We start from the raw sequence: 12,648 nt of genomic DNA, 5'->3' as shown, positions 1-12,648 counted from the left end.
ATAAAGTTTTTAGACAGGTAGAAAGGGAGGAGGAGTTCAGATCCTCCTCCCTTTTTATTATTTGTATAGCGGGAAATCTGCCATCAGGTTTTTTACTTTCGCATTGATGAATTTCAGGTTTTCCTCATTCTCAGGATCAGACAATACTGCATCAATTAATTCAACGATTGTCTCCATTTGAGACTCCTTCAAACCACGACTAGTGATGGCCGCAGTACCTACACGTATGCCCGAGGTTACGAATGGCGACTTATCGTCAAACGGAACCATGTTCTTGTTAACGGTGATATGTGCTTTCTGCAGCGCCGCTTCGGCTACCTTACCTGTTATGTTTTTATTTCTAAGGTCAATCAACATCAGGTGATTATCTGTTCCTCCGGAAATTATCTGGTAATCACGGGAAACTAATGCACTCGCCATGGCTTCCGCATTTTTCTTAACCTGCTTGATATACTCCAGATACTGGTCGCTAAGTGCTTCTCCAAAAGCAACAGCCTTTGCTGCGATAACGTGCTCTAACGGGCCTCCCTGCGTGCCTGGGAAAACAGCCATATCAAGAAGAGACGACATTTTTCTGATTTCACCTTTAGGAGTTTTTAAGCCGAAAGGATTGTCAAAGTCCTTACCCAACAGGATAAGACCGCCACGTGGACCTCTTAGCGTTTTATGCGTAGTGGTGGTAACAATGTGGCAGTGAGGTAGTGGATTGTCAAGCAAACCTTTGGCGATCAGGCCGGCAGGGTGTGAAATATCAGCCAGAACCAGGGCTCCGATCTGGTCAGCAACTGAACGTATGAACTTGTAGTCCCACTCTCTGGAGTATGCCGAAGCACCGCAAATAATCAGTTTCGGTTTTTCTGCCAGAGCAACTTCTTCGAGCTTCTTGTAATCGATCAGGCCGGTCTCTTTATCTACACCATAGAAGAAAGGGGTATACAGTTTACCTGATGAATTCACGGGTGACCCATGGGTCAGGTGTCCGCCGTGCGCAAGGTCAAAACCCAGGATCTTGTCTCCAGGCTTCAATACTGCCAGGAATACTGCAGAGTTGGCCTGAGCACCTGAATGTGGCTGCACATTCGCCCATTCTGCTCCAAAAAGCTGCTTTGCTCGCTCAATAGCAATAGTTTCAATCTCATCTACTACCTCGCAGCCACCATAGTAACGCTTTCCGGGTAAGCCTTCGGCGTATTTATTTGTAAGTACAGAACCAGCTGCTTCCATAACCTGTCTGCTAACAAAGTTCTCGGATGCAATTAGTTCGATGCCACTTTCCTGGCGCTCTTGCTCTTCTTCAATGAGTTTAAAAACTACGTTGTCTCTGTTCATTATGTTTACTTGATGATGAATATTCTATTGCGCAGGCTGACTATTTGATTCCAGCCTGAAATTATTAAAGCCTATTCCCGTCTGGATGGAGATGAGCTGCTGTTGCAGCATTTCCAGCACCGCCAGAAAGTTGAAAATAAAATGTACCCTGTTTTCTGAATGCTTTTTCATATCCGAGAAGTCCATACGCTCATTTATTTGCAGCAGCTCCGCTATCGCTTTCTTTTGTTGCTCGATCGTATAAGGATATTGAACAACAGTATGTGTTACCGGCACATTCCTTTGATGTCCTCTGGCCAGCACTTTCTCGTATACGAGCAGTAAAGTATATAAACTGAAACTTGATAGCTCTTCTCCCTGCTCAGCTGTATCTTCTACCTGTAAAAGATCTTGCCCGATGTTTCCACGTTTCTGCAGCTTCATTCGGCCGTCCTCTAAGATACGAAGTTCCTCCGAAGCTACTTTGATCTTTTTGTATTCTATCAGTTTCCTGATCAGATCTTCCCGGTTATCAATCTCATTCCCCTCCTCATCCTGCTCGGGCCTTGGCAACAGCATCTTGGCCTTTAGCCTCATTAAGGTCGCGGCGATAAATATGAACTCGCTGGCAAGTTCGATGTTTAGCGCCGTCATCGCCTGAATATAGGCCAGAAAGTCGTCCGTGATTTTTGCTATAGCAATCTCATGTATATCCAGCTCGTCCCGCTCGATGAAAAACAATAAGAGGTCAAATGGACCCTCAAATTGCGGTAACCTGATGTCATAAGTATCCTGATGTGTCACAACTGGTTCAAAAATAAAGATTTAATTTGGTCTGTAAATCATAAATAAAACTGTTGCAACTATTATTTTATAAATAATATTGAGTTACTTTGTCATTTAAACTTTTTTTACGCTACTACTGTATGGAAGTAAAGGCTGGTGAGTTATTAGACAAAATAAATTATCCATCTGATTTAAAGTTACTTAGTGAAGGTGAATTAGAGCAGTTATCGCATGAACTACGTCAGTATATTATTGATGTGGTGTCTGTTAACGGGGGGCATTTTGCAGCTAGTCTAGGCGTTGTCGAATTAACCGTTGCCTTGCATTATGTCCTGAATACACCCTACGATCAGCTTGTATGGGATGTCGGCCATCAGGCTTATGGACACAAAATATTAACCGGAAGAAGGTCCCGATTTCATACCAACAGGATATACAACGGGATCAGCGGTTTTCCTAAAAGAAGCGAGAGTGAATACGATACTTTTGGTGTAGGTCACTCATCTACATCTATCTCTGCTGCTCTCGGAATGGCTGTGGCATCCCGTGCTAAAGGGGAGACTGATCGCCAGCACGTAGCTGTTATCGGCGACGGAGCCATGACTGCCGGACTTGCTTTTGAGGCGCTTAATCATGGCGGTATTGAGAACAGCAATCTGCTCGTTATTCTGAACGACAACTGCATGTCCATCGACCCTAATGTCGGTGCCCTCAAAGAATATCTTACCACCATAACCACATCAAGACCTTATAACCGGTTCCGTGACGACATTTCGCATGTTCTTGGAAAAATATCTGAATTGGGTCCAAATGCTCATCAGGCTATAAAGAAGATCGAGAAAAGTATAAAAGGAACCCTGTTAAAGGAGAGTAATCTCTTTGAGTCGCTTAACTTCCGGTATTTCGGCCCTGTAGATGGTCACGATGTTAAACAGCTCGTCAAAGTATTAAAAGATCTCAGAAGTATTCCCGGACCTAAATTGTTGCACTGCGTCACTGTAAAAGGGAAGGGCTATGCGCTTGCCGAGAAAGATCAGACCAAGTGGCATGCACCTGGCTTGTTTGATAAGATTACCGGAGAGATAAAGAAATCATCAAGTGATAAGCCTCAGGCCCCTAAATATCAGGATGTATTCGGGCATACTATCGTGGAGCTCGCCGAGGTGAACCCCAAAATCATGGGTGTGACACCTGCTATGCCAAGCGGAAGTTCGATGAATATTATGATGAAGGCCATGCCTGCCCGCGCTTTCGATGTCGGAATCGCTGAACAGCATGCCGTGACTTTTTCTGCCGGACTTGCTACTCAGGGAATGGTGCCCTTCTGTAATATATATTCCAGTTTCATGCAACGCGCCTATGATCAGGTGATCCATGACGTCGCTATACAAAAACTGAATGTGGTATTCTGTCTCGATCGGGCAGGTCTTGCAGGAGCTGACGGTGCAACTCACCATGGAGCTTATGACCTGGCCTATATGAGGTGTATTCCCAACATGATCGTTTCTGCGCCAATGAACGAAGAGGAACTGAGGAACCTTATGTATACGGCACAACAGGACAATATGGGTCCCTTCTCTATCCGCTACCCGCGGGGGAACGGAGTGATGCCTAATTGGAAAATGCCGATGAAAGCCGTGCCTGTAGGAAAAGGGCGTAAGATCTCTGAAGGTGAAGACGTAGCTATCCTGACTATTGGTCATATTGGGAACGAAGTCTCGAAAGCACTGCTTCAGTTATCTGAAGAGGGGATGAATCCTGCGCACTATGATATGAGATTCCTGAAACCCATCGATGAAGACATGCTTCGTGAGGTGTTCTCCAGATTTAAAAAGGTAATAACAGTAGAGGACGGATGCATTCAGGGCGGAATGGGAAGTGCAGTGCTGGAATTCATGGCCGACAACCGTTACATGGCAACTGTGGTACGCCTGGGTATACCTGATCGCTTCGTTGAACATGGCGAGCAGAATGAGCTATGGTCCGAGTGTGGGTATGATGCCGCGTCTATCGTGGCTGAAGTAAAGAAACTTTCACTACAGATTATCGCTGGCAGCATAGCCAGCTGATTTGTTAATTTTCGCTAGCAAAAAGAAACAATTAAGCCGATATTTGCATTTTTAATAATGTAAATATTATATTCGTAATATTCACGGACAAGACTATATCAGCGTATGCAGGTGTAGTCTTGTCCTTTTTTATAGGTTTTTAAACAAATAATAATGTCAGAGATAGTTTATTATTCCAAAGAAGGATTAGAAAAGTTGAAACAAGAATTACACTTTTTGAAAACTGAAGGGCGCAATCAAATTGCCAAAGCAATTGCGGAAGCGAGGGATAAAGGGGATCTATCTGAAAACGCTGAATATGATGCTGCGAAGGAAGCCCAGGGGCATCATGAAGCGAAAATATCGAAATTGCAGGACGCTCTTGCAAACGCCCGGTTGATTGATGAATCAAAGTTAGATACCTCGAAAGTGCTTGCCCTTTCAATAGTAAAGATCAAGAATGTCAAAAACGGTGCAACAATGGAATATCAGCTGGTATCTGAAACTGAAGCCGATCTGAAAGCAGGTAAGATATCCGTGAAATCACCTATCGCAAAGGGCCTTCTCGGAAAATCTGTAGGCGATCGTGTTGAAATTGCCGTACCCGCAGGGAAAATTGAGTTTGAAGTTCTCGAAATCTCTAGATAATCTGAATATGCCATCCATCTTTTCCAAGATAGTTGCAGGTGAGATTCCTGCCTATAAGGTCGCAGAGGATGCGAACTTCCTCGCCTTTCTCGACATTAGTCCCCTGGCAAAAGGGCATGTTCTGGTCATCCCCAAACAAGAGGTCGACTACATATTTGATCTGGATGATGATACTTATACCGGCCTGATGGTGTTTGCAAAAAGGGTGGCTCTAAGTATAAAAAAAGTCATTCCCTGCGAAAGGATAGGAGTCACCGTAATGGGACTTGAGGTGCCTCATGCCCATGTTCATCTGGTACCCATGAGCTCAATGGGCGACATGAATTTTGCTGCAGAAAAGCTAAGTCTGCCTAAACAGGAAATGGAAGATATTGCCCGGGCGATCGCTGCGGGATTTCCAGACAAATAACCATCACTTTTACCGTATACTCCGGCGGGTTATTTCTTTCTCGCCGGATTGTCTTTGACAAACGCTTCCCAGCCTGAGTATGATTTTTTCCCCGGTTCACTTGCAAGCCGTTGAAACGAGTGGCATAGTGCTACCGCCAAGCCGTCAGTAGCATCCAGATACTGAGGTGTTTCGGTGAATTTTAAAAGGCGTTGCAGCATAGAGGCCACCTGCTCTTTGCCGGCATTACCATTGCCCGTTATCGACTGTTTTATCTTGCGTGGAGAGTATTCAAAAATTGGAATGTTCCTGGATAAGGCAGCCGCAATGGCTACGCCCTGTGCCCGTCCCAGCTTCAATAACACCTGTACGTTCTTCCCGTAGAAAGGTGCCTCGATTGCCAGGCAATCCGGATGATACTGATCGATTAATGACACTGTCTTCTCAAAGATCCTCTGCAGCTTCATGGGGTGGTCATCCAGATGATCCATTTTAACCACGCCGAGGCTCACCAGTTCAACATTACCTTTCACTTCCTGCACCAGGCCATAACCCATAATCGCCGTTCCCGGGTCAATTCCCAGAATTAATCGCTCCTTAGCCTTTTCCTTTGCTATCACACGGCAATATTACAACTTTTAAACCGCTCCGTCCAGATGGGCTTTTTCACCGCACTAAAATATCTGACGCAGCGATGAAATACGAGAAGGTTATCAACTTTTCCGTAACATTGTACCATACAAAGAATAGGTTTGAATTCTACGGGCAAAAAAGCAATAAGTATTATCCTAAAGTTCTCTGTGCTGATCCTTGCAGCGGTATTCATTATCCATAAGCTGAATAATAACACCAACCTGCGGGATTTTCAGGCGCTCACGGCGAAGTTGAACAATGGAAAAGTCTATTCAGCAATGGCCATTATATGTGGGTTGATGTTTCTCAACTGGTTCCTTGAATCGCTTAAATGGAAGTATCTGGTCCGGAGCATCGAAAGGATTACGGTCTGGAAGTCCGTTGAGTCGGTATTCTGTGGTCTCACCTGGGCTATCTTTACACCTAACCGCATTGGAGAATATGGTGGCAGGATTTTCTTTCTAAAACCACGTAAGCGTGTCTTTGGTGCTATCGCCATGAGTGTAGGCGCCATAGCGCAGATGGTCATCACCAATGTACTGGGAGCCTTTGCAATTGTCTGGTTCGTCTGGCACTTTACTGATGTAAGCACCTGGTTACTGTACGCCCTCTTTTTTGTGTCTGCGGTCTTCTCCCTTTTTTTTCTGTTGTTTTATTTTAACATTCGGCTGCTGATAGGCTTGCTGACAAGTATATCCTTTCTGAAAAGGTTCAAAAAGTTTATTATGGTGCTTGCCAGGTATAGTAAAAGAGATCTCATAGTGGTTTTCAACTACTCACTGGCGCGATTCCTCGTGTTTACTACCCAGTATTGTATCGTCATTCAGCTATTGATTCCGGAAATTCCCATGTTCAGCATGATCATGATGATTCTGATCCTGTTCTTTATTCAGTCAGCCCTCCCTTCGCTCGATCTTCTCGACGTCGGCGTCCGTGCAATGACTGCTACTTATTTCTTTAGTTTTATCACACATCACGAAGTCGCCATCATGGCCTCAACTGCCTGTATCTGGTTAGTAAATCTGATCATTCCGGCCATACTGGGATCTGTCTTCGTATTTAAGCTCAACTTCTTTGGCACTGCTCGTAATTAGTACCCTGACCCTGACGTTGACATGCCTCTATGTCTTCGTAATCTTGTTTCTTCGGAAGGGATGGTCTTCCATTCCCTTATATATTCCGCATGACCCGGTTCTTCAAACTAAAGTAAGCATCCTCATCGCTGCCCGTAATGAAGAGGAGAAGATCGCCCGTACAATCGATGATATTCTGGCGCAGTCATACCCCGCAGCCTTGATCGAGCTCATCATCGTCGACGATCATTCCACTGACCGGACCTCCGATATCGTCTTATCTTATACGGAAAAAGGAGTGAAGCTGATCCGGCTCAACGAAAAAGAGAAATTGAATTCCTATAAAAAGAAAGCTATAGCCGAAGCCATCAGCATGGCAAGCGGAGAGCTGATCGTGACAACCGATGCCGACTGCAGGATGAAGGCAGACTGGATAAAGACGATTGTTAGCTTTTACGAGGAAACCGGTAGCAAGCTCATCTCCTCACCAGTGGTATATCATCATGAAAAAAGCTTCTTCGAGAGGTTACAAACTCTGGAGTTCCTTTACCTAATTGGCTTGGGAGCCTCTTCTATCGGCAATAGAATGCCTTCAACCTGCAATGGTGCTAACCTGGCGTACCGCAAAGATGTCTTCATAGAACTGGGCGGATTTAAAGGTATCGATGAACTGGCATCAGGAGATGATGAACTTTTTCTTCATAAAGTAGCCTCCCGGTATCCCGATAAGATAGGATTTTGTAAGTCTGCCGACGCGATCGTTTATACAGACGCCAAAGAAACACTGCCGGAGTTCATTAGCCAGCGTAAGAGATGGGCCTCTAAGAGCACGAAATACAAAGACAAAAAGATCGTGGCACTCGGAGTAGCTATCTGGCTCTTCAACCTGATAATCTTTGCAAATGTGCTTCTGGGGTTGTACATTGCGGATCTTTGGATTATTGCACTGTTAGCAATTGCTTTAAAGTACTTTTCAGAAATGCTTTTTCTTGGCCCGGTAACCGCTTTTGCTAAGAGAACTGAACTGATGAAATATTTGCCCCTGCTGACGGTCATTCACATTTTATATATCATTTATATCGGAATAGCGGGAAATTCTGGTAAGTATATATGGAAAGGCCGATTAGTACGTTAACGATTAATATACTATCTATCCAATCAAAACATTGAGAGAAGAAAGGCACATAGAGCGTCAGCCAGAAAATGATCTGGTAAAGATGCTGTTGAAAAGACAGGCCGAGCTTAATTCTTTGCTTGAGATTACCCTGGCTATAAACAAGAACAGCGATGCATCGATTTTGTACGAGATGCTCGAGCTTGTATTGCGCGATAATCTGAATGTGGGAAGCATGATGATGTTGGTTAAGCAGGATAAGCGATTTGTCTGTGTCTCCAGGTTTGGAGTTCCGGTCGAAAGCTTCGCCGAACTGCAAAGTATGTGTACTATACTGGCACCTCTGAAAACAATCTCCTCACTGAACGATTTTCCAGATAGTTCTCTTAAGCGCTTTAACTATTTCGTCCCGGTCCGGCATAAAAACTCGACCCTGGCCTTTGTCCTCATCGGCGACTTTCATGCCGTTCCTGAACTGCTCAGCCATGAACTGAACTTCATTCAGACTCTGATCAACATCATTGTCGTAGGACTCGAAAACAAAAAGCTCTTCCGTGAACGTGTTCACCGGGAAAGGTTGCAGCGGGATGTGGAACTGGCAGCTCAGGTGCAAAACATGCTGGTCCCGATGACGCTGCCCACAAGTGATTTTTATGAGATAGCCGCAACATATCTTCCTCATCAGAGTATCGGGGGCGACTACTTCGATTTCATTCAGCTGGATGACGATGAGTTTATCTGGTGTATAGCTGATGTTTCCGGAAAGGGAATATCGGCCGCCCTGCTTATGGCAAATCTGCAGGCAAGTCTTCGTGCGTGGACATCTGTTGACCGGGACCTTGCAGTCATTATCAGGAAGCTGAACGAGGTCGTTACGAAAAATACCAAAGGAGAAAGGTTTATCACGCTTTTCCTTGGCCGCTATAACATGCGTACCAGGGAAATGGAATATGTGAATGCCGGGCATAATGCCCCTTTGCTTGTGGTAGACCAGGAGGTTTCTTCATTTAAGGCAGGAACAACCTTGCTGGGCGTTTTTGAAGAGCTGCCTTTCGTTAATGTAGGTAAACAGAAAATTGCACCCAATTCATTGATCTTTAATTACACCGATGGCCTGATTGAAAGCTTTGAGGAGGATATCTTCATAAGCGAAGAAGAACTGGCTGTTTTGTTGCTTAAAAACAGCAAGGAAAGGCCAGATGTACTCAATAGAGGGCTTTTAATTGATATTCAGATGTCGAAAATGGCAAAAATGAATTCAGATGATATAACTTTGCTGACGTTAAAAATTCATTAAGATGCTGTTGCCGTATTACCAGGATGTATTTATTGAAGCGGGGTGTGATGAAGCGGGAAGGGGTTGCCTGGCCGGGCCTGTATTTGCTGCTGCAGTGATCCTGCCGCGAGATTTTTCACATGCCGTTCTAACAGATTCCAAACAACTTAAGGCCGAAGAAAGGTCCGAGCTGCGCGCTTTTATTGAGAAAAATGCGCTTGCCTGGGCGGTAGCAGAAGTGGATCATGAAGAGATCGACCGCATTAACATTCTGAATGCTTCATTCCTCGCCATGCACAGGGCCCTCGACATGCTCAGCATGCGTCCTGAGCATATTCTTGTTGATGGAAACAGATTTAAAAAGTACGGAGAGCTTCCTCACTCGTGCATTGTTAAAGGAGATGGGAAGTATTACTCCATAGCGGCAGCCTCTATCCTTGCAAAAACGTACCGCGATGACTTCATGCAGAAGATCGCCTGTCTGCATCCTGAATATGAATGGCACTCCAATAAGGGTTATCCAACCATAAAACACCGCAATGCGGTTTTGCAACATGGTTTTTCGCCTTTTCACCGTAAAACTTTTCGCGTAACTGATCCTCAGCTTGATCTTTTTGAAGTTGCAGGGGCGGATACTGAGCTTGTTTGACCTTTACCGGCCGGATCTGCTTGTATGTTTCGCACATATTTATAATTTTGTCAGCCTGTACTGCTTGTATCGGCTGTGCAGCCGTTCTCTATTCCTCACTTAATTAAAATTCATGAAAAATATTGCTTTAGCGGAAAAACATGTTAGCCTTGGAGCTAAAATGGTGCCCTTTGCTGGATTTAACATGCCCGTTCAGTACGAAGGGATCAATGCAGAACATGCCACAGTCAGGAATGATGTAGGTGTGTTTGATGTCAGTCACATGGGTGAGTTCATCCTTAAAGGTGAAGGTGCACTTGATCTGATCCAACGCGTTACCTCCAATGATGCATCGAAGTTGGTCGATGGCAAAGTGCAGTATAGCTGTCTTCCGAATCAGCAAGGTGGAATTGTGGACGACCTGCTGGTGTACCGTATCGACGACAAGACATATCTTCTTGTGGTTAATGCATCCAACATCGAGAAAGATCTGCAGTGGATCCAGAATTTTAACCATTCAGGTGTCGATATCAATGATATATCTGAACGCACCTCTTTGCTGGCTGTACAAGGTCCTAAAGCGACTGCTGTTCTTCAAAAACTAACAGAAGTTGACCTGGCTTCCATGGAGTACTATTCGTTCAAAAAAGGCACCTTTGCCGGCGTTGAAAATGTGCTCATATCGGCTACCGGATATACCGGAGCAGGAGGCTATGAGCTGTATTTCGATAATGAGTATGCTGAGCAGATCTGGGACGCCATATTTGAAGCAGGCAAAGACAGCAATATCAAGCCGATTGGACTGGGCGCACGTGATACCCTCCGTCTCGAAAAAGGCTTCTGCCTTTATGGTAATGATATCGACGATACAACCTCTCCTCTGGAAGCAGGATTAGGATGGATCACCAAATTTTCTAAAACCTTCACGAACTCAGAGAACCTGGAAGCTCAAAAGAAAGCCGGCATTAAAAAGAGGCTTGTAGGATTTGAAATGGTTGACCGGGGCATCCCCCGTCACGATTACCCGATCACGAACCCAGCAGGGGAGGTGATAGGACGTGTAACCTCCGGAACACAGTCGCCAACTCTTCAGAAAGCCATTGGTATGGGTTACGTCGATGTTGAATATGCACAGCCTGGAACTGAAATCGCTATTGCTATCCGGAATACGAATGTAAGGGCACGTGTTGTTAAGGTACCTTTTGTATAAAAAAATTGAAGACTCAAGAATCAGAAAAACAGAGTGGGATGAATGTGGAAGTCTGCCTTACACCTGCATTGCTCCCCTTATATGATATCGAAAACAGCATCGTTGTTGTCATAGACATTTTCAGGGCCACCTCATCTATTTGTTATGGAATCGAGAACGGAGCAAGTGCAATCATTCCTGTTTCACATGTGGAAGAATGCGCGGCTTATAACGGCAGCGGCTGCCTGTTGGCAGCAGAGCGCGACGGCAGGGTGGTTGAGGGTTTTGACTTTGGTAACTCGCCCTTCTCGTACGTAGCCGAGAAAGTGCAGGGCAAGACCATTGTACTTACCACCACCAACGGAACGCACGCCATACAATTATCCCGCAGTGCAAAGCAGATCCTGATCGGATCCTTTTTCAATCTGACAGCTCTGGCAGATTATCTGATCGGCCGGAAGGAGAATGTACTTCTGGTATGCGCCGGCTGGAAAAATAAGTTCAACCTGGAAGATACCATCTTTGCAGGAGCTATGGTGAATAAACTGAAAGGGCAGAATTACATACCCGACGATTCATCCATCGCTGCTGAAGATCTGTATCTCCTGGCTAAAGATGACCTGGGAGGCTATCTCAAAAAGACATCTCACAGCGAACGACTGAAAAAGCTCGGCATTGAAGAGGATATCGCTTTCTGCCTGAACGTCGATGTCACCACTGCCATACCAGTCCTTGACGGAGAAAAACTAGTCAAGCTCAACTAAGTATTACTTAAGCTTCACATTATTCTTATGACGATCCGAATCCCGGATCGTTTTTTTTTGCAGATTTTTCTCCAGCGCATCCGTTAGGTCAACCCCTGTCTGATTGGCCAGGCAGATCAGCACAAAAAGCACGTCGGCCATTTCATCACCGAGGTCAACCGCCTGGTCTGATTCTTTAAAAGATTGCTCTCCATAGCGGCGCGACATGATCCGCGCGACTTCACCTACTTCCTCCATGAGGATCGCCGTATTGGTAAGCTCATTGAAATAACGGATCCCCGTGCTGTTGATCCATTGATCAACCACGGCCTGTGCTTCTTTAATGGTCATATCTAGTGATTGTCTTTGTCCTGGGTGTCCATGATGATGGTGACGGGACCATCGTTCAGCAGACTTATTTTCATGTCTGCACCAAAGATGCCCGCTGCTGTAGGTTTGCCGCTAAGCCTTTCCAGCGCAGCTTTCATCTTTTCGTATAGCGGAATAGCAATTTCGGGTCTCGCTGCACGGGTGAAGCCCGGGCGGTTTCCCTTTTTAGTTGCGGCGAATAAGGTGAATTGGGATATCAGAAGAATGGACCCATCCACATCAACGACCGAGCGGTTCATCTTACCCTCCTCATCGCTGAAGATGCGCATGTTCACTATTTTCTGCGCCAGCCACTCCAGCTCCGCTTCGTTGTCGCTCTCCTCCACTCCCAGAAGGACGAGAAGACCTTGCTCAATAGCACCTGTAACTTCGTTGTCTACCCTGCACGAGGCTTCACTCACGCGTTGAATAACTGCTCTCATGA

Annotated in this window: 14 protein-coding genes; 9 read left to right on the top strand and 5 right to left on the bottom strand. The window is 45.3% G+C overall.

Going from position 1 to position 12,648, the window contains the following annotated elements; translation table 11 throughout:
• Positions 1–57 precede the first annotated feature (57 nt).
• Together glyA and ACO1NU_RS16210 are read right to left on the bottom strand one after the other, a co-directional pair.
• Positions 58–1,329, bottom strand: coding sequence for a serine hydroxymethyltransferase (glyA, locus tag ACO1NU_RS16215; protein ID WP_448819538.1), 1,272 nt, complete (start codon positions 1,327–1,329; stop codon positions 58–60).
• A 24-nt stretch (positions 1,330–1,353) separates the two neighbouring features.
• Entirely contained in the window at positions 1,354–2,112 is a 759-nt protein-coding gene (locus ACO1NU_RS16210; RefSeq protein ID WP_448819537.1) for a segregation and condensation protein A, read from the bottom strand.
• Between the two features lie 122 nt (positions 2,113–2,234).
• On the opposite strand from ACO1NU_RS16210, the gene dxs reads away from it, so the two are divergent.
• The 3 genes from dxs to ACO1NU_RS16195 all read left to right on the top strand — a co-directional run bounded on the left by dxs (position 2,235) and on the right by ACO1NU_RS16195 (position 5,199).
• Positions 2,235–4,163 (top strand): 1-deoxy-D-xylulose-5-phosphate synthase, encoded by a 1,929-nt coding sequence (dxs, locus tag ACO1NU_RS16205; protein ID WP_448819536.1) that lies wholly within the window; start codon positions 2,235–2,237, stop codon positions 4,161–4,163.
• 153 nt (positions 4,164–4,316) lie between these two features.
• Complete coding sequence (greA, locus tag ACO1NU_RS16200; RefSeq protein WP_448819535.1) at positions 4,317–4,790, top strand: transcription elongation factor GreA; 474 nt, start codon at positions 4,317–4,319, stop codon at positions 4,788–4,790.
• 7 nt (positions 4,791–4,797) lie between these two features.
• Positions 4,798–5,199: an HIT family protein gene (locus tag ACO1NU_RS16195; RefSeq protein WP_448819534.1), complete on the top strand. Its 402-nt coding sequence runs from the start codon at positions 4,798–4,800 to the stop codon at positions 5,197–5,199.
• 29 nt (positions 5,200–5,228) lie between these two features.
• On the opposite strand, the gene ruvC is transcribed toward ACO1NU_RS16195, so the two are convergent.
• Positions 5,229–5,795 (bottom strand): crossover junction endodeoxyribonuclease RuvC, encoded by a 567-nt coding sequence (gene ruvC / locus ACO1NU_RS16190; RefSeq protein WP_448819705.1) that lies wholly within the window; start codon positions 5,793–5,795, stop codon positions 5,229–5,231.
• A gap of 135 nt (positions 5,796–5,930) precedes the next feature.
• On the opposite strand from ruvC, the gene ACO1NU_RS16185 reads away from it, so the two are divergent.
• From ACO1NU_RS16185 to ACO1NU_RS16160, 6 genes are all read left to right on the top strand, one after another.
• Positions 5,931–6,905: a lysylphosphatidylglycerol synthase domain-containing protein gene (locus tag ACO1NU_RS16185; protein WP_448819533.1), complete on the top strand. Its 975-nt coding sequence runs from the start codon at positions 5,931–5,933 to the stop codon at positions 6,903–6,905.
• Complete coding sequence (locus ACO1NU_RS16180; protein ID WP_448819532.1) at positions 6,886–8,019, top strand: glycosyltransferase family 2 protein; 1,134 nt, start codon at positions 6,886–6,888, stop codon at positions 8,017–8,019. Before ACO1NU_RS16185 ends, ACO1NU_RS16180 begins: the two co-directional genes overlap by 20 nt.
• 31 nt (positions 8,020–8,050) lie before the next feature.
• Complete coding sequence (locus ACO1NU_RS16175) at positions 8,051–9,295, top strand: PP2C family protein-serine/threonine phosphatase (protein WP_448819531.1); 1,245 nt, start codon at positions 8,051–8,053, stop codon at positions 9,293–9,295.
• A 1-nt stretch (position 9,296) separates the two neighbouring features.
• On the top strand, positions 9,297–9,923 hold the full coding sequence (locus ACO1NU_RS16170; RefSeq protein WP_448819530.1) for a ribonuclease HII: 627 nt from the start codon (positions 9,297–9,299) through the stop codon (positions 9,921–9,923).
• A gap of 112 nt (positions 9,924–10,035) precedes the next feature.
• Positions 10,036–11,112, top strand: coding sequence for a glycine cleavage system aminomethyltransferase GcvT (gcvT, locus tag ACO1NU_RS16165; RefSeq protein ID WP_448819529.1), 1,077 nt, complete (start codon positions 10,036–10,038; stop codon positions 11,110–11,112).
• Positions 11,113–11,150: 38 nt separating this feature from the next.
• Positions 11,151–11,855: a 2-phosphosulfolactate phosphatase gene (locus ACO1NU_RS16160; protein ID WP_448819704.1), complete on the top strand. Its 705-nt coding sequence runs from the start codon at positions 11,151–11,153 to the stop codon at positions 11,853–11,855.
• A gap of 3 nt (positions 11,856–11,858) precedes the next feature.
• Here the strand turns inward: ACO1NU_RS16160 and ACO1NU_RS16155 are convergent, their stop codons facing one another.
• Complete coding sequence (locus ACO1NU_RS16155; protein ID WP_448819528.1) at positions 11,859–12,185, bottom strand: nucleotide pyrophosphohydrolase; 327 nt, start codon at positions 12,183–12,185, stop codon at positions 11,859–11,861.
• 2 nt (positions 12,186–12,187) lie between these two features.
• Complete coding sequence (dtd, locus tag ACO1NU_RS16150) at positions 12,188–12,646, bottom strand: D-aminoacyl-tRNA deacylase (RefSeq protein WP_448819527.1); 459 nt, start codon at positions 12,644–12,646, stop codon at positions 12,188–12,190.
• Positions 12,647–12,648 lie beyond the last annotated feature (2 nt).

The sequence above is a fragment of the Arcticibacter sp. genome, from assembly GCF_053551015.1.
Note: the sequence above shows the minus strand (reverse complement) of the source record. Positions and strands in the feature narration are given on the sequence as shown.